14 protein-coding genes and 2 rRNA genes are annotated in these 20,475 nt (G+C 72.6%); 4 read left to right on the plus strand and 12 right to left on the minus strand.

All coding sequences use genetic code 11. The features are described 5' to 3' along the window. Window positions 1-155 precede the first annotated feature (155 nt). From mycP to SM452_RS27265, 4 genes are all read right to left on the minus strand, one after another. Window positions 156-1,628: a type VII secretion-associated serine protease mycosin gene (gene mycP, locus SM452_RS27250; protein WP_355511790.1), complete on the minus strand. Its 1,473-nt coding sequence runs from the start codon at window positions 1,626-1,628 to the stop codon at window positions 156-158. A gap of 10 nt (window positions 1,629-1,638) precedes the next feature. Further along, a complete protein-coding gene (locus tag SM452_RS27255; protein ID WP_355511788.1) occupies window positions 1,639-3,135 on the minus strand; it encodes a hypothetical protein in 1,497 nt (498 codons plus the stop codon). A 14-nt stretch (window positions 3,136-3,149) separates the two neighbouring features. Then, complete coding sequence (locus SM452_RS27260; RefSeq protein ID WP_262015121.1) at window positions 3,150-3,587, minus strand: hypothetical protein; 438 nt, start codon at window positions 3,585-3,587, stop codon at window positions 3,150-3,152. Between the two features lie 166 nt (window positions 3,588-3,753). Further along, window positions 3,754-5,739 carry a TIGR03960 family B12-binding radical SAM protein gene (locus SM452_RS27265; protein WP_262015120.1) on the minus strand — a complete coding sequence of 662 codons (1,986 nt, stop codon included), beginning with the start codon at window positions 5,737-5,739 and terminating at the stop codon, window positions 3,754-3,756. A 206-nt stretch (window positions 5,740-5,945) separates the two neighbouring features. On the opposite strand from SM452_RS27265, the gene SM452_RS27270 reads away from it, so the two are divergent. Continuing rightward, a complete protein-coding gene (locus SM452_RS27270) occupies window positions 5,946-7,871 on the plus strand; it encodes a hypothetical protein (protein ID WP_463840984.1) in 1,926 nt (641 codons plus the stop codon). A gap of 4 nt (window positions 7,872-7,875) precedes the next feature. Here SM452_RS27270 and SM452_RS27275 read toward each other — a convergent pair whose 3' ends face one another. Both SM452_RS27275 and ileS read right to left on the minus strand, forming a co-directional pair. Beyond that, window positions 7,876-8,568 (minus strand): lysophospholipid acyltransferase family protein, encoded by a 693-nt coding sequence (locus tag SM452_RS27275; RefSeq protein WP_262015118.1) that lies wholly within the window; start codon window positions 8,566-8,568, stop codon window positions 7,876-7,878. A 141-nt stretch (window positions 8,569-8,709) separates the two neighbouring features. Beyond that, on the minus strand, window positions 8,710-11,856 hold the full coding sequence (gene ileS / locus SM452_RS27280) for an isoleucine--tRNA ligase (protein ID WP_463840985.1): 3,147 nt from the start codon (window positions 11,854-11,856) through the stop codon (window positions 8,710-8,712). A 591-nt stretch (window positions 11,857-12,447) separates the two neighbouring features. On the opposite strand from ileS, the gene SM452_RS27285 reads away from it, so the two are divergent. After that, entirely contained in the window at window positions 12,448-12,888 is a 441-nt protein-coding gene (locus SM452_RS27285; RefSeq protein ID WP_262015115.1) for a carboxymuconolactone decarboxylase family protein, read from the plus strand. 60 nt (window positions 12,889-12,948) lie between these two features. Here the strand turns inward: SM452_RS27285 and ndk are convergent, their stop codons facing one another. After that, window positions 12,949-13,374 carry a nucleoside-diphosphate kinase gene (gene ndk, locus SM452_RS27290; protein ID WP_013475497.1) on the minus strand — a complete coding sequence of 142 codons (426 nt, stop codon included), beginning with the start codon at window positions 13,372-13,374 and terminating at the stop codon, window positions 12,949-12,951. Window positions 13,375-13,519: 145 nt separating this feature from the next. On the opposite strand from ndk, the gene SM452_RS27295 reads away from it, so the two are divergent. Continuing rightward, on the plus strand, window positions 13,520-14,884 hold the full coding sequence (locus SM452_RS27295; protein ID WP_463840986.1) for a VOC family protein: 1,365 nt from the start codon (window positions 13,520-13,522) through the stop codon (window positions 14,882-14,884). A gap of 32 nt (window positions 14,885-14,916) precedes the next feature. On the opposite strand, the gene SM452_RS27300 is transcribed toward SM452_RS27295, so the two are convergent. From SM452_RS27300 to SM452_RS27310, 3 genes are read right to left on the minus strand one after another with little or no spacing between them, the layout of a single operon-like run. Next, window positions 14,917-15,303: a DUF4233 domain-containing protein gene (locus SM452_RS27300; protein WP_463840987.1), complete on the minus strand. Its 387-nt coding sequence runs from the start codon at window positions 15,301-15,303 to the stop codon at window positions 14,917-14,919. Next, window positions 15,300-16,571, minus strand: coding sequence for a bifunctional folylpolyglutamate synthase/dihydrofolate synthase (locus SM452_RS27305; protein ID WP_436798938.1), 1,272 nt, complete (start codon window positions 16,569-16,571; stop codon window positions 15,300-15,302). Before SM452_RS27305 ends, SM452_RS27300 begins: the two co-directional genes overlap by 4 nt. Before the next feature lie 59 nt (window positions 16,572-16,630). After that, the gene (locus SM452_RS27310; RefSeq protein ID WP_355514157.1) at window positions 16,631-19,249 is read right to left on the minus strand and encodes a valine--tRNA ligase; all 2,619 of its coding nucleotides are present in this window, start codon (window positions 19,247-19,249) and stop codon (window positions 16,631-16,633) included. A 69-nt stretch (window positions 19,250-19,318) separates the two neighbouring features. On the opposite strand from SM452_RS27310, the gene SM452_RS27315 reads away from it, so the two are divergent. Further along, window positions 19,319-19,996 (plus strand): hypothetical protein, encoded by a 678-nt coding sequence (locus SM452_RS27315; RefSeq protein ID WP_355514160.1) that lies wholly within the window; start codon window positions 19,319-19,321, stop codon window positions 19,994-19,996. A gap of 81 nt (window positions 19,997-20,077) precedes the next feature. On the opposite strand, the gene rrf is transcribed toward SM452_RS27315, so the two are convergent. After that, window positions 20,078-20,194 (minus strand): 5S ribosomal RNA (gene rrf / locus SM452_RS27320). Between the two features lie 79 nt (window positions 20,195-20,273). Further along, window positions 20,274-20,475 (minus strand): 23S ribosomal RNA (locus SM452_RS27325); the annotation flags it as partial.

Genomic DNA, 20,475 nt, shown 5'->3' on the forward strand with positions numbered 1-20,475 from the left:
CCTGGCCCCCGCCCCACCCCGCGCTCGCCTCGCTGATCATGAAGTTAGCGGCGAAGTCGATCTCCGAATGTGCCGCCAACTTCATGATCGTCGGGCCGAGGGCGTGCCGGGTGGGCGGGCGCGGGCGGTGCGGGGCGGGGCGGTAGGGGTGTGGGTCAGGAGCGGTTGTCGCCGGGTGGGGCGTAAGGGCTCTGGCCGGGTGGGGCGTGGTGGGCCTGGCCCTGCGGCGGATAGGCGCCCTCGCCCGGCGGGTACGCACCGGGTTGGGGATATCCACCCGGCGGCGGGTACGCCCCCGGCGGGTATCCGCCCTGCTGGGGATAGCCGCCCTGCTGAGGGTGCGCGCCGGGCGGCGGGTAGCCGCCGGGTGCGCCGTAGCCGGGCGGCGGGGCGGCCGCGTGACCGGCGGGCACCGGTGGGCCCTGACCGTTCAGCCGGTCCAAGTCCTCCTCCGGGATCGCGCCGGCCCGGGCCAGTTCGCGCCGGTGACGGCGGCGGTTCCAGATCAGGAACGCCACGAGCGCCAGCAGGACCACGAGCGCCACGGCGATGCCGATGCCGATGACCATCACCTGCTGGTCGGTGGGGCCGCCCCGGTCGCCGTACTTCGTCACGTCGAAGTTGTCGTCCTCGGCGGCGGCCGGTGGCGCTGACGCGCTCGGCGCGGCAGCCCCGAGCAGCGGGTTCGCCGACACCCCCGGCACGTCGGCGGTGAGCGCCGCCACCGGGTCGATCCGGCCGAAGCCGAACCGGGGGTCCCGACCGGGCGGGCCCGCGTCCCGGGCGGTGCGGATGATCCGGTTGATCACGTCGGGCGCGGACAGCTTCGGGTACTTCGACCGGATCAGCGCCGCGACGCCGGAGACGACGGCGGCGGCGTCGGAGGTGCCGTCACCCCAGCCGTAGCCCCGGTCCGGTCCGATGTTGTAGACCTCGTCACCGGGCGCGGCGATCACCGCCTCCGGCCCCGAGGCCGATCCGGACCAGAAGCCCCCGCCCCGGACCGTGCCGGTCACCGCGATCACACCGGGGATCTTGGCGGGTGAGGTGACGTCCGGGCCGGCCTGCCGGGCGTTGCCTGCGGCGGCCACCACGACCACGTCGCGCTCCAGCGCGTACCGGATCGCGGCCTCCTCGACCTCCTCCACGGCTCCGGCACCGCCGTACGACAGGTTGAGCACCTTCGCCCCGCCGTCGACGGCCATCCGGATGCCCCGCGCGGAGTCGTCCGAGGTGAACGCGTCGCCGGCGGGCTTCCGGATGGGCAGGATCCGGGCGTCGGGCGCGATGCCCACCACCCCGGTCCCGTTGGCCGCGATGATCCCCGCCATGTGGGTGCCGTGACCGTCCGGGTCGCGCCGCCCGTCGCCGGAATCGCGGGTGCTTCCCCCGGCCAGCAGCTGGCCCCGCATGTCGGGGTGCCCCGCGTCGACGCCGGTGTCCACCACGCCCACGACGACGCCCCGGCCGGTGGAGATCTGGTGCGCCCGGTCGATCCGCAGCTCGTCCAGATACCACTGCTCGGCGCGACGCGGAGCGGCGACCGCCGGCTGGGCGGCGCCCAGCAGCATCAGTCCGGCAAACAGGCCGGCAGCCACCGGCCGGAGCGCGCCGACGTGCACCTTCATCCGTCCGTCCTCATCGCAGGATGCCCGGGGACGCACCGTCACCGGTGCCCCACGGATCGTCGTCCTCAGTCAACCATGACGAGTGCCCTGCCGCGTCGCCGCCGTGACCGGCGCCGCCGTGACCGCCCATCATCCCGCCGCCCATCATTCCGGCGCCGGCCATCCCGCCACGCGCACCCGCCGCGCCGCCCGGGCCCGCCGCGGCCGCGGCCTTCAGCGCGCTGGCCGCGCTGGTCAGCGGCGGAACCTTGCCGTTACCGCCGCCGACCATGCCGGGCAGGCCGCCCATGGCCATGCCGCCGGCCGCGCCGATCCCACCGCCGCCGATCCCACCGGCCGAGCCCAGGCCGGCGCCACCGCCGCCGAAGCCGCCGCCACCGGCGCTCAGTCCACCCGCGCCACCGCCGACGCCGCCGGCGCCCAGGCCGAGCGTGCCGGGCCCGCCGGCGGTGACCGTGCCGGGCCCGCCGGCGCCGGCCAGACCGCTGCCGTACTCCGGTGTGCCCGAGCCGGGGGCGCCACCGAGCTCGGGGATACCCCCGGTGGTCGGCGGGGTGTAGGAGCCGCCGCCCGGCAGGCCGCCGCCGGGCCCACCGGGGGGCGGCGTGTACGAGCCGCCACCGGGCGTGCCGCCACCGATGCCGGTGCTGCCGATGGACGGCATCGGGCCGCCGCCGGGCATGCCACCGCCGGGCATGCCGCCGCCGGGTGCGCCGCCACCGGGCAGGCCACCACCGGGTACGCCCGACGGGGGAACACGCGGGTCGCCCCGGTAGCCGTCGCCGAAGTCGTTCTTGGGCTGGGGTACGGCCAGCTTGGGGCGCTCGGCCTCGACCGCCGCCGGCAACGGCGACATCGCCGCGTTGGCCGCCTTCTGGTTGTCGTTGTACCAGTTGTCGAGGTGCGACTTGGTGTCCCACCAGCCGCCACGCTTCTGGTCGCTGGCGTTGCCGTCGATCTTCATGGTGGCTTCGAGGTCGTCGGCCTTGTCGCGGAACGCGCCGTCGGCGTACAGGGACTGGTTGCCCTGGTAGTCGCTGCGCAGGGCGGCGAGGAAGCCGGACTGGCTCTCCCCGTCGCGGGCGTCGTCCAGCTCGGTGCCGCCGGGCAGGCTCCACTCGTTCCAGCCGAAGTTGTCCATCAGCGGGATCGGGATGCTCGCCACCGTCTTGCGGATGTCACCCTCGATCCGCGACAGCGCGCCACTGACGTTGCTGGCGTGCGTGATGAGGTCCTCGATGTCCTTGCCGATCTCGGACAGGTGCTCGCGGTACGCGTCGCCGCCGCTGCCCTTCCAGCCGGCGAGCATCCCGGGCAGGCCGCCGGTGTGCGGGCGCTCCTGGCCGGCCGCGATCGGACCGACGAACGACCGGCCGACGAGGGAGTCGCGCAGGTGGCCCAGAGCGGTGGAGAGGTTGCTCCACCCCGAGCCGACCACGCCGACGGTGTACGGATCCGCCGACAGCGTCACCTCGCGGACACAGCGTTCCCAGGTGGCTCCAGCCATGACCGTCTCCTCTCTCAGGCCGGGTACGGGTAGGTGGGCGGCTCGGCGCCACCGGGCGGCGGAGCCGCGGACTCCAGCAGCCGTTCGATGTCCTTGCCGTTCGCGGCGTTGCGCTCCTCGGCGTCGCGGAACGCCTTGGCGATGTCCTCGGTGCCCTTCTTCAGGCCGGCCAGCTTGGCCGAGAGACCCTTGAGGTGGGCCTCCATGTTGGCCGTCGAGCGTTCCAGCGCCTGCCACTGCAACCGGGCGTCGGCGAACGCGCCGAACGGGGTGCCGTTGGGCATGATCTGCGGGCTGTTGCTGTCGCCCTTCATGTCCTCCTTGATGCGTTGCATCTCCCAGGAGATGGTGTCCTCGACGTACTGCTTGAGGCGCTCGATGTACTCGGCCGCCGCATCCAGGTCCTCGACGCTGACGTGCAGATCGCCGGTGTCCGGCGGATTGATGCCCATGCTGCCTGTCCTCCCCGCTACCGGCGCGGCCGGTCCATTACGGACGCAGCGTATCGAGGAAGGACCAGTCGGGGCACCCCCACCCCGCGTACCGCGGCGGTCACCGGAGACGACGGAGCGCGGGAACCCGTGTCGGGTTCCCGCGCTCCGGTGCGTACGGGCGGGCTCAGCCCTGGGCGGCGGCGGGCAGCTTCAGCCCGTTGACCGGGGTGAGCGGCAGCAGCTTGCGGCCGGTCGGGCCGATCTGGATCTCGGTGTCCATGGACGGGCAGACACCGCAGTCGAAGCAGGGCGTCCAGCGGCAGTCGTCCTGCTCGTACTCCGACAGCGAGTCCTGCCAGTCCTGCCAGAGCCAGTCCTTGTCCAGGCCGGAGTCGAGGTGGTCCCAGGGCAGGACCTCCAGCTCCTCACGCTCGCGGGTGGTGTACCAGTCGAGGTCCACGCCGTACGCCGGCAGCACCTCGGCGGCGGCGTCCACCCACCGCTGGTACGAGAAGTGCTCGCTCCAGCCGTCGAAGCGGCCGCCGTTCTCCCAGACCTTGCGGATCACGGAGCCGACCCGGCGGTCGCCCCGGGACAGCAGGCCCTCGATCAGCGACGGCTCGCCGTCGTGGTAGCGGAAGCCGATCGCCCGGCCCAGCGACCGGTCGCTGTTGATTGCCTGCTTGAGCAGCTTGAGCCGGCCGTCGATGACCTCCGGCCGCTCCATCGAGGCCCACTGGAACGGGGTGTGCGGCTTCGGCACGAACCCGCCGATGGAGACCGTGCAGCGGATGTCCTTGGACCCGGTGGCGGCGCGGCCGGCCCGGATCACCTCGTGCGCCATGTCGGCGATCTCCAGGACGTCCTCGTCGGTCTCGGTGGGCAGGCCGCACATGAAGTAGAGCTTCACCTGCCGCCAGCCGTTGGAGTACGCGGTGACCACGGTGCGGATGAGGTCTTCCTTCGACACCATCTTGTTGATCACCTTGCGGATCCGCTCCGACCCGCCCTCGGGGGCGAAGGTCAGACCGGTCCGGCGGCCGTTGCGGGACAGCTCCTGGGCCAGGTCGATGTTGAAGGCGTCCACCCGGGTCGACGGCAGCGACAGCGAGACGTTGGTGCCGGCGTACTGCTCGGCCAGGCCGGAGCACATGTCGCCGATCTCGGAGTGGTCGGCCGACGACAGCGACAGCAGGCCCACCTCGTGGAAGCCGGAGAACTCCAGCCCTTCCTTGACCATCTGGCCGACGGTGGTGATCGACCGCTCCCGCACCGGGCGCGTGATCATGCCGGCCTGGCAGAACCGGCAGCCCCGGGTGCAGCCCCGGAAGATCTCCACCGCGTACCGCTCGTGGACCGTCTCGGCGAGCGGCACCAGGGGCTTCTTCGGGTACGGCCAGGCGTCCAGGTCCATGGTCGTGCGCTTGTGCACGCGGAACGGCACGTCCGGTCGGTTCGGCACGACCCGCTGGATCCGGCCGTCCGGCAGGTAGTCGACGTCGTAGAAGCGCGGCACGTAGACGCTCTCGGTCCGGGCCAGCCGCAGCAGCAGCTCGTCCCGGCCGCCCGGGGAGCCCTCCGCCTTCCACTCCCGCACGATGGCGGTGATCTCCAGGACCGCCTCCTCGCCGTCGCCGAGCACCGCGGCGTCGACGAAGTCGGCGATCGGCTCCGGGTTGAACGCGGCGTGCCCGCCGGCCACGATCACCGGGTCGGCGTCGGTGCGGTCGGCGGCGAGCATCGGGATGCCGGCCAGGTCGATCGCGGTGAGCAGGTTGGTGTAGCCCAGCTCGGTGGAGAACGAGACGCCGAACACGTCGAAGTCACGCACCGGGCGGTGGGCGTCGACGGTGAACTGCGGCACGCTGTGGGCGCGCATCAGCTTCTCCAGGTCCGGCCAGACCGCGTACGTCCGCTCGGCCAGCACGTCGGGCAGCTCGTTGAGCACCTCGTACAGGATCTGCACGCCCTGGTTGGGCAGGCCCACCTCGTACGCGTCCGGGTACATCAGCGCCCACCGGACGGTCGCGGCGTCCCAGTCCTTCACCACCGCGCCCAGCTCTCCACCCACGTACTGGATGGGCTTGGTCACCTGCGGCAGCAACGGCTCCAGCCGGGGCCAGACCGAGTTGGCGGCGGCGGGACGCGGGGTCGTGGACGGGGCACTCATGATGCCCAAGCGTACGCGGTGCCCCCGCCCTCTCCCGCGCCCGCGCCCGTGTCCACCGCGTTGATCAAGGAGTTTGCGGACTGTCCCACGCTCCCACCGGACACGAACTCCTTGATCACCGGAGTGGGGGCCCGGGGCGGGCGGGATTCGTCCCGGGTGGCGGGGCGGTACTAACCTCGCAACGGGCGCGAGAGGAGATAGCCGCGATGCCGCAGCCGCAGCCGGGGGCGGACCGGCCGGCCGACGGGGCCGAGATGCCGTCCGTCACCGAGCCGGCGACCGCCGCCGTCACCGAGGACGCCACCGGCGCCTCGGCTCCGGCGTCCCCGTCCACCACGCCGGAGGGCGCCGACGACCCGACCTATGCCGACGACCCGACCTCTGCCGACGTTCCGGCCGAGCAGCCGTCCGGCGCCGCGGCGCCCGCCTCCCCGCCCGACGTCCCGGTCACGCCCAGCCCGGCGGCCTCGACCACCGGCCCGCAGCCGGCCCCCGCCGAGCAGTCGGAGCAGGCCGAACCCGCGCGGCAGGACGGGCGGGCGCTGCCGGAGGACCGCCCCGAACCGTCCGAGCAGGCCGAACCGGCACGGCGGGGCCAACGAGCCGAACCGGCGGGCGAGCCGGCAGACCCGGCCGACACCACCGCGCTCGACGGCACGAGCCCGAACCCACCGGCGAGCACGACGACCGCCGACGCCCCCACCGGCGACGCCGGAACGCCGGCCGACGCGGCCGACGCGCCCACAGACAGCGAGGCCCCGACCGCCGACGCCGGAACACCGGCCGGCATCGACGCCACCCCGCCCGTACCGGTGACCCGGGCGCGGGGATCCGCAGCGGTTCCCGGCCGCACCACGCCCGTCCCCACTCCGCGTACCGGGGGCCGGCCGGATCCGACCCGCATCGACGTCGCGCCGCAGCCACCCCGGGCCGCGACCACGCCGGATCCCACCAAGGTCGAGAACGTCCCGGCCTCCATCCGGGCCGGGAACACGCCGGACCCGACCCGCGTGGAGAACGCCCCGAACCCGACCCGGGCCGAGGCGCCCCGCTGGAGCGGTTCCGCAGCCGTCCCGCCACCGCCGGCACGCCGGCCCGCCTGGGGCGAGTCCGCCGAGCCCACCCCGGTGCCGCCGCTCGCGTCGCCGGAACACGCCACGCCTGTCGACCCGTGGGCGGGGGTGGACACCACCGGCTGGGAGCTGCACGCCCCGGAGCTGCCGCCACCGACGCCGACGCTGCCGTACACCGCGCCCTGGGCCGTGCCGAACAACCCGCACCCGGCGCACCCGGCGCCACCGGCGGCCCACCCGGCCGCTCACCCTGCCCCGCAACCGGCCCGTCCCGCGCCGCCCGCCGCCCGGCCGGTCTCGCCCCCGCCGCACAGCGCCCCGTACCCCGGACCGGCCCAGCCGGTCTCGCCGCCGCACCATCCCGCTCCGCCCGCCGCCCGGCCCCTGCCGCCCGCGGCGCCCGTCGCGCCGCCGGCGAAGCCCGGGCGGCCGCCGAAGCAGCGCCGGGGCAAGGCCGGTCCGCCTGTCGCACCGCCGCCGGGCTGGCAGCAGCCGCCGAAGCGGACCCGCCGCCGGCGCCGCTGGCCCTGGGTGCTGCTGCTCTCCGTCGCCTGCTGCTGCGGGCTCCCGCTCTGGTGGTTCCAGCCGATCTCCACCCAGTACCCGGCCAGCGCCACCCTCCCGGACCAGATCGACTCGATGCGGCTACGTCAGGACGACAGCAGCCGGGCCGCCGCCGAGGAGCTGAAGTCCCGGGTACGCGAGTCGAACCTGCTGGCCGAGGACACGTTCGCCGGCATCTACAGCACGAGCGACGGCAAGCGGGTGACGTTGTTCGGCACCACCGGGCTGCGGTTCAGCCCGGAGTCGGACGCCAAGTCGGAGATCGAACGTCTCGCCGGGGACTACGCCCTGCAGGAGTCGGTGGTGGTGGACACCGGCGTACGGGGACGCCACGAGCGCTGCGCCGTCGGCCGCGCGGACGGCGACTCGGTGGTGGTCTGCGTCTCGGCCGACCACGGCAGCCTCACCACCGGCGTGTTCACCCGGCTGTCGGTGGACGACAGCGGGCGGCTGCTGAACGACCTGCGCCAGCGCGTGGTGGTGCCGAAGTCCTGACCGCTCAGGCGGTCTGCTCGCCGCCGGCCTGGTCGGCGCGCTTCGGGGCGTAGCGCGGCACGTACTCCTGGCCGCTGAGCTTCTGGATCTCGGCCATCATCTCGTCGGTCATCGTGCGCAGCGACGTGCGGTCGTCGGGACGGCCGGTGAAGTCCAGCGGCTTGCCGAACTTCATAGTGATCTTGGCGCGGCCCGGTCGCGGGATCCGCGTACCGATGGGCTGGGCCTTGTCGGTGCCGGTCACGCCGACCGGGATGATCGGCACACCGGCGGCGATGGCCAGCCGGACGGTGCCGGTACGCCCGCGGTAGAGCCGCCCGTCCGGGGAGCGGGTGCCCTCCGGGTAGACGGCGACCAGGTCGCCGGCCTTGAGCACCGGGATCGCCGCGTCGAACGCGGTCAGCGCCGCCCGGCCACCGGCCCGCTCGACCGGGATCGCGCCCAGGCCGGTGAGCACGAACTTGGAGAAGCCGCCCTTGAGGCCGGTGCCCTTGAAGTACTCCGACTTGGCCCAGAACGCCAGGTGCCGGGGCACCACGGTGCCGAGCAGCAGCTCGTCGGCGACGGAGAGGTGGTTGCTGGCGAAGATCGCGCCGCCGGTCGCCGGGATGTGCTCCAAACCCTCCACGTGCGGACGGAAGGCCAACCGGAGCGCGGGCGCCACGGTGAGCTTGCCGATGGTGTAGAGCAGGGGCACGGGTCCTCCGGCGGTCGTACGTGAAACAGGCGCTGTCACGGTAGCCGACGCGGCCGTCCGCCACCGAGCGGGTGGCCCGCAGTCCACTCGCTGGGTGCGGGCCCTCCTCCACCCGAGAGGGTGCAGGAGGGCCCGGTCCGCTCACACCTTGCGGACCGTCACCGTCACGCGCTCGCCCTCGCCGGCCTCGCCGGAGAAGCCGTCGAGGCCCTCGGCGAAGTCGATGCTGTCGGCGAGCACCTCCCGGGCCACGAACCCGGTGTACGCGGCGACCGCCGCGCGCACCTCCTCGGACGCCGAGACCGCCACCGTGATCCGGTCGGAGATGTCCAGATCGGCGTCGCGGCGGGCCTGCTGCACGACCCGGACCACGTCCCGGGCCAGCCCCTCGGCGGCGAGTTCCGGCGTGACCTCGGTGTCCAGCACGACCACTCCCTCACCGCCTGGTAGCGGCGCGGAGTGCTCGGCGTCGGCGGCGACCAGGCGCAGCTCGTACTCGCCCTCGGCCAGCGTGACCCCGGCGGCGACCGGGGCGCCGTCGCGCAGCTCCCACTCCCCCGCCTTGACCGCCTTGATGACCTGCTGGACGGCCTTGCCGACGCGCGGGCCGAGCGCCCGCGGCACCACGGTGAGCACCTGCTGGCAGTACGCGGACACCTCGTCGGTGAGCACGACCTCCTTGACGTTGACCTCGTCGGCGACCAGGTCGGCGAAGGGCCGCAGCTGGGCGGCGACGGGCGACGCCACGGTGAGCGTCGCCAGCGGCAGCCGTACCCGCAGGCCCTTGGCCTTGCGCAGCGACAGCGCCGCCGAGGCGACCGCCCGGACGTTGTCCATCGCGGAGACCAGCTCGTGGTCGGCCGGGAACTCGTCCGCCTGCGGCCAGTCGGTGAGGTGCACCGACCGCTCGCCGGTCAGCCCGCGCCAGATCTCCTCGGCGGTCAGCGGCGCCAGCGGTGCCACCACCCGGCAGAGCGTCTCCAGCACGGTCCACAGCGTGTCGAACGCGTCCGCGTCGCCGGCCCAGAACCGGTCCCGGGACCGGCGCACGTACCAGTTGGTCAGCGCGTCCAGGTAGGACCGCACGGTGGCGCAGGCGCCGGAGATGTCGTACGCGTCCATCTGCGCGCCGACGGTCGCGACCAGCTCGTTCGTCTTCGCCAGCACGTACCGGTCGAGCACGTTCGCCGAGTCGGTACGACGACGCGCGGTGTAGCCGTCGGCGTTGGCGTAGAGCGAGAAGAAGTACCAGACGTTCCACAGCGGCAGCAGCACCTGGCGCACCGCGTCCCGGATGCCCGACTCGGTGACCGCCATGTCGCCGCCGCGCAGCACCGGCGAGGACATCAGCATCCACCGCATCGCGTCCGACCCGTAGGAGTCGAACACGTGGTAGACGTCCGGGTAGTTGCGCAGGCTCTTGGACATCTTGCGGCCGTCCGAGCCGAGCAGGATGCCGTGGCTCAGGCAGTTGCGGAACGCCGGCCTGTCGAACAGCGCGGTGGCCAGCACGTGCATGGTGTAGAACCAGCCGCGGGTCTGCCCGATGTACTCGACGATGAAGTCACCCGGGTAGTGGTGCTCGAACCACTCGCGGTTCTCGAACGGGTAGTGCACCTGGGCGAACGGCATCGAGCCGGACTCGAACCAGCAGTCCAGCACCTCCGGCACCCGGCGCATCATCGACTTGCCCGTCGGGTCGTCCGGGTTGGGGCGGACCAGGTCGTCCACCGCCGGCCGGTGCAGGTCGGTCAGGCGTACGCCGAAGTCCCGCTCGATCTGCTCCAGCGAACCGTAGACGTCCACCCGCGGGTAGTTCGGGTCGTCGGACTTCCACACCGGGATCGGCGAGCCCCAGAACCGGTTCCGGCTGATCGACCAGTCCCGGGCGTTCGCCAGCCACTTGCCGAACGAGCCGTCCTTGATGTGGCCGGGCGTCCAGTTGATCTGCTGGTTCAGCTCGACCATCCGGTCCTTGAACGTCGTCACCGCGACGAACCACGACGACACCGCCTTGTAGACCAGCGGGGTGTCGCAGCGCCAGCAGTGCGGGTAGGAGTGGGTGTAGGTGTCCTGCCGCAGCACCACCCCCCGCTCCTTCAGCTCCCGGATCACCGGCTTGTTCACGTCGAAGACCTGCTCGCCCTGGTACGGCGGCACCAGCGCGGTGAACCGGGTGTGGTCGTCGACCGTCACGACGGTGGGGATGCCGGCGGCGTTGCAGGTGTTCTGGTCGTCCTCACCGAAGGCGGGCGCCAGGTGGACGATCCCGGTGCCGTCCTCGGTGGTCACGAAGTCCGCGCCGAGCACCTGGTAGGCGTTCGGGCCGGCCGGCTCGACGAGGAAGTCGTACAGCGGCGTGTAGCGGCGTCCGACCAGGTCGCGGCCGTACACGGTGCCGACCTGCTCGTACCCCTCCAGCTCCTTGGCGTACGCGCCGAGGCGCGCGGCGCCGACGACGTAGCGCTCGCCGTCGCGTTCCAGCAGCGCGTACTCGATGTCGGGGCCGACGGCGAGCGCCAGGTTCGACGGCAGCGTCCACGGCGTGGTGGTCCAGACGCCCAGCTTGACCGGCCCGCGCAGCGGTTCCGGCGCGTTCTCGTCGGCGGTCAGCTCGAACCAGACGGTGAGCGTCGGGTCGTGCCGGTCCCGGTAGACGTCGTCCATCCGGGTCTCGGTGTTCGACAGCGGCGTCTCGCACCGCCAGCAGTACGCGAGCACCCGGAAGCCCTCGTAGACCAGACCCTTGTCGTGCAGGGTCTTGAAGGCCCACATGACGCTTTCCATGTAGTCCAGGTCGAGCGTCTTGTAGTCGTTGGCGAAGTCGACCCAGCGGGCCTGCCGGGTGACGTACCGCTCCCAGTCGTGGGTGAACTCCAGCACCGAGGTGCGGCAGGCGTCGTTGAACCGGGCCACGCCGAGGTCGAGGATCTCCGCCTTGGTGGTGATGCCGAGCTGCTTCTCGGCCACCACCTCGGCGGGCAGGCCGTGGCAGTCCCAGCCGAACCGGCGCTCGACGTGCTTGCCGCGCATGGTCTGGTAGCGCGGCACCACGTCCTTGACGTAGCCGGTGAACAGGTGGCCGTAGTGCGGCAGGCCGTTGGCGAACGGCGGGCCGTCGTAGAAGACGTACTCGTTCTCGCCGTTCCGGCCCGCGTCGCGGGCCTCGACCGAGGCCTCGAAGGTCTTGTCGGCCGTCCAGTGCTCCAGCACCCGGCGCTCGACCGCGGGCAGGTCCGGGCTCGCCGGGACACCGGCGCCGGTCGGGTCGTGCAACGGATAGGCCATCGCCTGTCGCTCTCCCTCAGCAGCTCACTCGTCTGTGGTCTGCGAGGACGAGCCGAATCCGGTACGCCGTGACCGGCGTCCCGGGCGTGGCCCGCGGTACCACCCCGCTTGGCGGCCGAGGTGCGACCGCCCGCTCGTTGGCCGGCTGTGACGGGCCGTCCCGTCCGGTTCTACTGAGCCGGTCACCCGGCCGTTCTTCCGGAGGCTCGCCGGTGATGGCCGGGTCGTCGCCTGTGCCCGTCAAGCGTACTCGACCCCCCACCCACCGCGCCGCCGAGTATCTCCCGCCCGCCTCCGCCCCGCCTCCGCCCCGCCTCCGCCCCGTCGATCATGAGGTTGACGGCGGAATCCGAGATCCACATCGCCGTCAACTTCATGATCAACGAGAGCCTGGGTGAGGCCCGAGGGGTCGGCAGTGTCGCCAGCCCGGTCTACCGGCCGCAGGTGGCCGGGGACTCCGGTCGAGGTGACCGGCACGTCGACGACTGCTGTCCAGCGCCCCGGCATGACCACCGTCACACCGCCGGGCCGTCACACCGCACCCGCCGTGCCCCGTCCTGTGCGCGTACCCGAACCCTCAAGGAGGCGGCGATGAGCCGGATGGACATGGCGGCGGTGGCACCGGAGGCGTACCAGGCCGTGCTGGGCCTGGAGAAGTACGTCCGGGCGAACGTGGACCACACCGTGCTGGAGCTGGTGAAGCTGCGGGCGTCGATGCGCAACGGCTGCGCGTTCTGCGTCGACATGCACAGCCGCGAGGCGCTGGCGGCCGGTGAGGACAGCCGCCGGCTGTTCGCGGTCGCGGCGTGGCGCGAGGCGCCGTTCTTCGACGAGCGGGAGCGGGCCGCGCTGGCCCTCACCGACGCGGTGACCCGGCTCGGCGAGCACGGCGTGCCGGACGACGTCTGGGACGCCGCGGCGAAGGTGTGGTCGGAGAAGGAGCTGGCGGACCTGGTGATGGCGATCGCCACCATCAACGTGTGGAACCGGGTCGCGGTGACCTGCCAGACGCAGCCGCCGGCGCAGGTCTGATCGCTGACACACGACGGCCCCGGTCCCGCCAGGAGCGGGCCGGGGCCGTCGGCGCGTCGGTCAGGCCAGCTCGGGGAACCAGAGCGCGATCTCGCGCTTGGCGCTGTCCGCCGAGTCGGAGGCGTGCACCAGGTTCTCCCGGTTCGACAGCGACAGGTCACCGCGGATGGTGCCGGCGGCGGCCTTGCGGCCGTCGGTGCTGCCGATCATCGCGCGCACGACCTCGACCACCTGGTCGCCGGAGAGCACCAGCGCCACCAGCGGGCCGCTGGTCATGAACGTCTTCAGCGGCGGGTAGAACGGCTTGTCGACGTGCTCGGCGTAGTGCTGGTCGGCGAAGCCGCCGTCCATGGTCCGGCTCACCATCGCGTCGATCCGCAGGCCCTTGCGCTCGAAACGGGACAGGATCTCGCCCACCAGACCGCGGCGCACCGCGTCGGGCTTGATCAGTACGAGCGACCGCTCGTCCGGGCTGCTGCTGGACACGCTGGGTTCCTCCTGCGCACTCAAACGGGGTTCGGCTGGGTACGGTCAGCGTAGCGACCCGGTCCCGGCGCCGGCGCGGCGGCTGCGTCTTCCCTGGCCCGCCGCGGCGGCCTAGCCTGGCCCTGGAACCCCTGGGAGGTCCACTGTGGCGAATGGCGGGAACCGCACGATCGCGCCGGTACGCAAACTGATCGGCGCGGTGCTGGGCACGGTCGCCACCTTCGTGACCGTGTTCGGGCTCGGCATGACCAGCTGGGCCATCGTGGCGCTCGGCGTGGCGCTGCTGGTGCTGGCGATCGCCCTGGCCACGGTACGCGGCGGCGGCCGCACCTGGGTGATCGGCCTCGGGCACGTGCACAGCGCCTCCGAGCCGCCCACCCAGTACGCGTTCGGCCGGTGCGAGCTGCAACTGGTGATCGACGCACCGGGGCTGCCGCCCCGCTCCAAGAAGATCATCGAGCCTCGGGTGCCGGTCGCCAAGTGGCCCTCGCTGGGCCAGGCGCTGCCGGTCCGGGTGGCGCTCGACGACCAGCGGCACGTACGCGTGCTCTGGGACGAGGTGCCCACGCACGCGGAGAGCGCCGCCGCGGTCGCCGACCTGCCGCCTGAGTACGCCGCCGAGCCGGACCCGCTGGACGAGCCGCTGATCGCGCAGGAGGCGCCGCCGTGGGCCGGGCGCGCGCCGGAGGACGACTTCCGCGACGACTATCCGCCGGTGCCGGACCCGTACCTGGACGACGTCCCGCCCCGGGCCGAGGACCGCGAGCCGGTGGTGCTGCACCAGAGCCCCGGCGGCCCGGTGGTGCTGGAGGGCCAGCTCGTCGAGCGGGCCGAACGCACGGCCGGCCCTGACCCGCTCCCCCGCCGCGCCCCGGCGCCCCGCTCGCCGGCCGAGGAGCCGGTCGACACCGTGCCGGTCGAGACAGTGCTCGTCGACTCCGGGCCGGCCGGCTCGGGGCCGGCCGACGCCGGACGGGCCGACATCGGGCCGGCCGACACCGAGACCGACCCGATCGACGTGGCGCTGGACGACCCCGCGGACGCCCCTCGGCGCTCCGACGCGCCGCCGACGCCCGAGGAACTGGACGAGGCGATCTTCGGCCCGTCCGGCGCGACCGAGCCGGACGAGCTGGCCAGCCCGATCAGCGGCGTCGGCATCACGCTGCTCGTCACCGACCTGGACCGGTCCCTCGACTTCTACCGCGAGCTCGGCTTCGAGGAGCTGGACCGGGGCGAGGGCAACGCCGTGCTCGTCTCCGGGCCGACCCGGCTGGTGCTGCGCCGGGTGACCGGCGCCGCCCCGATCAGCCGCCGCCTGGTGCACGTGAACCTGGAGGTGGACGACATCCAGGGTGCGTACGAGCGGCTGCGCGACTCCGGCGTCCGGTTCACGTACGCCCCGCGCGTGGTCAACCGGGGCACCAAGCTGGAGGTGTGGGCGGCTGCCTTCCGCGACCCCGACGGCCACGGCGTCGCGCTGACGCAGTGGCGCACCCTCGCGCAGGTGTAAGGAAGGCCCCCTTCTCAACACCCGCGACGGCGTCAGCCGAGGATGACCCGCCGCACGTGCAGCGCGTACGCCCACACCAGCGCGAACATCACCCCGAGCGCGAACAGCGACCAGTGCAGCAGCCCGGAGAGCAGCAGCAGTCCCTGGATGACGGTGCCGGCGTGCCATGCCCACGGGCGGCGCGTCATCCCGGCGAGCACCACACAGGCGACCGCCAGCGTCACGATCGCGCCGATCGCCGCGCCGCTCAGGTCACCGCCGACCACCCGGATCGGCTGGATGGCCAGCAGCAGCACCAGCGCCTCCAGCGACATCGTGCCGGCGCCGAGTCCGCGCACCGCCTTGTCCGGGTTCCGCAGCCCCGACCGGCGGACGCCGTCGGGCTGCTCCGGCCCTGTCGGGCGCTGCGGGCCGGTCATCGCTTGAGCAGCCGGCGGGCGTCGGCCACTGTCACCACCGATCCGGTGATCAGCACGCCCACCCCGGACAGCTCGCCCGGCACGTCCGCCTCGGCCTCCGCCACCGCCGCCTCGATGGCGTCGGGCATCTCCCGGGTCACCTGCACCCGCTCCGGCCCGAAGATCTCCCGCGCCAGCGCGGCCAGCTCGTCCACCGGCATCGCCCGGGCCGAGCTGTTCTCCGCCACCACGATCGAGTCGAGCACCGGTTCGAGCAGTTCCAGCAGGCTCGCCGCGTCCTTGTCACCGAGCACCGCCAGCACGCCGACGAGCTTGCTGAACGCGAACTCCTCCTGCACGGCGGCGACCGTCGCGGCCATCCCGTGCGGGTTGTGCGCGCCGTCGAGCAGCACCGTCGGGGCGGTACGCACCCGCTCCAGCCGGCCCGGCGAACTGGTCGCGGCGAATCCCTCACGGACCGCCTCGATGTCGAGCTGCCGCCGGGCGCCGGCACCGAGGAACGCTTCCACGGCTGCCAGCGCGACCGCTGCGTTCTGCGCCTGGTGCGCGCCGTGCAGCGGGATGAAGATCTCCTCGTACACTCCGCCCAGGCCCTGGATGGTCAGCACCTGGCCGCCGACCGCGACCGCGCGGCGCAGCACGCCGAACTCGGCGCCCTCGCGGGCGACGGTGGCGTTGACCTCGGCGCAGCGTTCCAGGATCGGACGAGCAGCCTCCTCCTCCTGCGCCGCCGCGATCACTGTGGCGCCAGGATGGATGATGCCGGCCTTGTGCAGCGCGATGTCCTCGATCGTGTCGCCGAGCCACTCGGTGTGGTCCAGCCCGATCGGGGTGATCACGGCGACGCCGGCCTGGATCACGTTCGTCGCGTCCTCCGCGCCGCCGAGCCCGACCTCCACCACCGCCACGTCGACCGGGGCGTCGGCGAACGTGGCGAACGCCAGCGCCGTGGTCATGTCGAAGTACGTCAGCGGCTCGGCGAACCGCTGGTCGACCAGCTCGGCCAGCGGCGCGATCTCACGGTACGTGGACGCGAACCGCTCCTCGCTCACCGCCTCGCCGTCCAGGCTGATCCGCTCCCGGACGGTCTCCAGGTGCGGGCTGGTGTAGCGGCCGGTGTGCAGCCCGAACGCCCGCAGCAGCGAGTCGATCATCCGGGCCGTCGAGGTCTTGCCGTTGGTGCCGGTCAGGTGGATCGACGGGTACGCCCGCTGCGGGCTGCCCAGCAGGTCGAGCAGGGTCTCGATCTTCTCCAGCTCGAAGTGCATCCGGGTGAAGCCGCGCGCGTTGAGCGCGGCCTCCACCTCGGCGAACTCGGTGCGGTCGTTCACGAGGAAAGCGCCTCCAAGGCGGCGTCGATCCGGACCAGGTCCGCCTCGGCCACCGCCAGCCGTTCGCGGATCTTCGCCACCACCGGCTCGGGCGCCTTGCCGACGAACGCCGGATTGTCCAGCTTCGCCCGCGCCTGGGTGGCCTCCTTCTCGGCTGCCGCCCGGTCCTTGGTGAGCCGGGCGCGCTCGGCGGCCACGTCGATCGAGCCGCGGGTGTCGAGCGCGACGCTCACCGCGCCGGGCATGGCCAGCGTGGCGCTGGCCTGGAAGTCGTCTGCGGGGGCGTCGAGCCGGGCCAGCGAGCGCACCAGCGGCTCGTGCGCCGCGATGCCCGCGCCGGCCAGGCCGTCGAGCCGCGCGGCGACCCGCTGGGTCGGCCGCAGCCCCTGGTCCGACCGGAACCGCCGGACCTCGGTCACCACCCGCTGGAGGGTGCCGACCTCGCCCTCCGCGGCGTCGTCGATCAGGGTACGGTCGGCGACCGGCCAGGACGCCGACAGTACGGTCTCGCCGCCGCTGAGCGCGGCCCACAGCTCGTCGGTGACGAACGGGATGACCGGGTGCAGCAGCCGCAGGAGCTGGTCCAGCACGTGGCCCAGCACCCGGCGGGTGGCGTCGGCGGCGGGGCCGCCCTCGGCCAGCACCGGCTTGCTCAGCTCCACGTACCAGTCGCAGACGTCGTCCCACGCGAAGTGGTAGAGCAGGTCGCAGACCTTCGCGAACTCGTACGCCTCGAACTGCTCGTCGACCTCGGCGGTGACGTGCGCCAGCCGGGACAGGATCCACCTGTCGACGGTGGAGAGGTCGGCGGCGGCCGGCAGCGGCCCGTCGGTGTGCGCGCCGTTGAGGAGCGCGAACCGGGTGGCGTTCCAGAGCTTGTTGCAGAAGTTGCGGGAGCCCTGGCACCACTCCTCGCTGACCGGCACGTCCTGGCCGGGGTTGGCGCCCCGGGCCAGCGTGAACCGGGTGGCGTCGGCGCCGAACCGGTCGATCCAGTCCAGCGGGTCGACCACGTTGCCGAACGACTTCGACATCTTCTTGCCGTGCTCGTCGCGGACCATGCCGTGCAGCGCCACCACGTCGAACGGCTGCACGCCGTCCATCGCGTACAGGCCGAACATCATCATCCGGGCGACCCAGAAGAACAGGATGTCGTAGCCGGTGACCAGCACGCTGGTCGGGTAGAACTTCGCCAGGTCCGGGGTCTGCTCCGGCCAGCCGAGCGTGGAGAACGGCCACAGACCGCTGGAGAACCAGGTGTCCAGCACGTCCTCGTCCTGCCGCCAGCCCTCGCCGGTCGGCGGCTCCTCGTCCGGGCCGACGCAGACGATCTCGCCGTCCGAGCCGTACCAGACGGGAATGCGGTGACCCCACCAGAGCTGGCGGGAGATGCACCAGTCGTGCATGTTGTCGACCCAGGCGAAGTAGCGCTTGGCCAGCTCGGCCGGCTCGATCTTCACCCGGCCGTCGCGCACCGCGTCACCGGCGGCCTTGGCCAGCGGCGCGGTGTTGACGAACCACTGCAACGACAGCCGCGGCTCGACGGTCGTCTTGCACCGCGAGCAGTGCCCCACCGCGTGCAGGTACGGCCGCTTCTCGGCCACGATCCGGCCCTGCTCGCGAAGTGCCGCGACGATCGCCGGGCGGGCCTCGTACCGGTCCAGGCCCTGGAACGGGCCGGGCGCGGTGATGACGCCGCGCTCGTCCATGATCGTCAGCGAGGGCAGGTCGTGCCGCTGGCCGATCTCGAAGTCGTTCGGGTCGTGCGCCGGGGTCACCTTGACCATGCCGGTGCCGAAGCTCGGGTCGACGTGCTCGTCGGCCACGATCGGGATCCGCCGGTCGGTGAGCGGCAGCTCCACCTCGGTGCCGATCAGGTGCTTGTAGCGCTCGTCGTCCGGGTGCACCGCCACCGCGGTGTCGCCGAGCATGGTCTCCGCGCGGGTGGTCGCCACCACGACCTCGTCGCCGTAGCGGATCGAGACCAGCTCGCCCTCGTCGTCGGTGTGCTCCACCTCGATGTCGGACAACGCGGTGAGGCAGCGCGGGCACCAGTTGATGATCCGGTTGGCCCGGTAGATGAGCCCGTCGTCGAAGAGCTTCTTGAACATGGTCTGCACGGCCCGGGACAGGCCCTCGTCCATGGTGAAGCGCTCACGGTCCCAGTCGACCGCGTCGCCGAGCCGGCGCATCTGGCCGAGGATCGCGCCGCCGGACTCGGCCTTCCACTGCCAGACCCGCTCGACGAACTTCTCCCGCCCGAGGTCGTGCCGGGACAGCCCCTCACCGGCGAGCTGCCGCTCGACCAGGTTCTGGGTGGCGATGCCGGCGTGGTCCATGCCCGGCAGCCAGAGCGCCTCGTACCCCTGCATCTTCTTTCGCCGGGTGAGCGCATCCATGAGCGTGTGCTCGAACGCGTGCCCCATGTGCAGCGAGCCGGTGACGTTCGGCGGCGGGATGACGATGGTGAACGGCGGCTTCTCGCTGTCCGCCGACGCCCGGAAGTGCCCGCCGGCTACCCACTGCTCGTACCGTCGCTGCTCTACCTCGCCGGGCTGGTACTGGCCGGCGAGGGTCGGGGCGTCGGGGCGTCGGGCATCCAGTCTCTCGGTCACCCTGAAAGTCTACGGAGCGCTTTCGGGGACCCGACGTGCACCACCTGTGATTCGCGTACGGTGGCGGTCATGTCCGACGCGCATCTCACCGAGCGCCCGGTCGACGGGGGTTCCGATCCGGTCGAGCTGACCGATGAGCCGATCGAGCTGAGCCGCCGCGATCCCGCGCAGGAGCCCGAACGCCGTCCCATGTCCCGGCGCCGGAAGATCGTCCTCGCCTCCCTGCTGGCGGCTGGCCTGGCCGGTGCCGGCGCGCTCGGGCTGGGCGGCTGGCGGGTGATCCAGCAGAAGGACACCACGCTCGGTCAGCCGGCCGAGGTGGCCGGGCTGGTACGCGACGACAGCGAACGGGCCCGCAGCACCGCCGACTACCTGCGCGACGGACTGGCCGCCGACATCGAACTGGACCGCGGCTACGGCGCCGTCTACTCCGACCGCGGGGACGCCAAGCGTTCGGTGCTGCTGTTCGGCGGCACCACGCTGCTCTGGCAGCCCGAACGTGACCTGGACACCCTGTTCGGCCTGATGGCCGACGAGACCGGCCGGGTGGCAGGGCTGCGCGAGGTGGACGCGGGTCGCCTGGGCGGCGTGATGAAGTGCGGTACGACGAGCGGCGACGGCGGCGACTTCGCGGTGTGCGGGTGGGCCGACCACGGCAGCGTGGTGATGGGCATGTTCCCGGGCCGCCGGGTCGATGACGCAGCGGCCCTGTTCCGGGACATCCGCGAGTCCGTCCAGCGCCGCTGACCGCAGCCGGCCTTCGGGCCGGCTTTCCGGTCACGCAATTCAGGGCCACCCCGGTGGGGGTGGCCCTGAATTTGAAAGATTGTCCGGCGGTGTCCTACTCTCCCACACCCTCCCGAGTGCAGTACCATCGGCGCTGGAGGGCTTAGCTTCCGGGTTCGGAATGTGACCGGGCGTTTCCCCTCCGCCATGACCGCCGTAACTCTATGAACATGTCAACCAACCCAACAACATGGGTGGTGGTTTGTTCAGAGTTGCACAGTGGACGCGTAGCAGCTTAGTAGTCAAGTCCTCGGCCTATTAGTACCGGTCAACTGAACCCGTTACCGGGCTTACATTTCCGGCCTATCAACCCAGTCGTCTAGCTGGGGGCCTTACCCCACAATGTGGGTGGGATACCTCATCTTGAAGCGAGCTTCCCGCTTAGATGCTTTCAGCGGTTATCCCTTCCGAACGTAGCTAACCAGCCGTGCCCCTGGCGG

Source organism: Micromonospora sp. SYSU B005, from assembly GCF_055362685.1.

What these genes read in the sequence shown, in the direction of transcription:
- SM452_RS27265 (WP_262015120.1), bottom strand. Translation starts at nt 5,739, where the DNA reads ATGAGTGCCCCGTCCACGACCCCGCGTCCCGCCGCCGCCAACTCGGTC.
- SM452_RS27315 (WP_355514160.1), top strand. Translation starts at nt 19,319, where the DNA reads ATGTCCGACGCGCATCTCACCGAGCGCCCGGTCGACGGGGGTTCCGAT.
- SM452_RS27270 (WP_463840984.1), top strand. Translation starts at nt 5,946, where the DNA reads ATGCCGCAGCCGCAGCCGGGGGCGGACCGGCCGGCCGACGGGGCCGAG.
- SM452_RS27300 (WP_463840987.1), bottom strand. Translation starts at nt 15,303, where the DNA reads ATGACCGGCCCGCAGCGCCCGACAGGGCCGGAGCAGCCCGACGGCGTC.
- SM452_RS27260 (WP_262015121.1), bottom strand. Translation starts at nt 3,587, where the DNA reads ATGGGCATCAATCCGCCGGACACCGGCGATCTGCACGTCAGCGTCGAG.
- SM452_RS27305 (WP_436798938.1), bottom strand. Translation starts at nt 16,571, where the DNA reads ATGCACTTCGAGCTGGAGAAGATCGAGACCCTGCTCGACCTGCTGGGC.
- SM452_RS27285 (WP_262015115.1), top strand. Translation starts at nt 12,448, where the DNA reads ATGAGCCGGATGGACATGGCGGCGGTGGCACCGGAGGCGTACCAGGCC.
- mycP (WP_355511790.1), bottom strand. Translation starts at nt 1,628, where the DNA reads ATGAAGGTGCACGTCGGCGCGCTCCGGCCGGTGGCTGCCGGCCTGTTT.
- ileS (WP_463840985.1), bottom strand. Translation starts at nt 11,856, where the DNA reads ATGGCCTATCCGTTGCACGACCCGACCGGCGCCGGTGTCCCGGCGAGC.
- SM452_RS27255 (WP_355511788.1), bottom strand. Translation starts at nt 3,135, where the DNA reads ATGGCTGGAGCCACCTGGGAACGCTGTGTCCGCGAGGTGACGCTGTCG.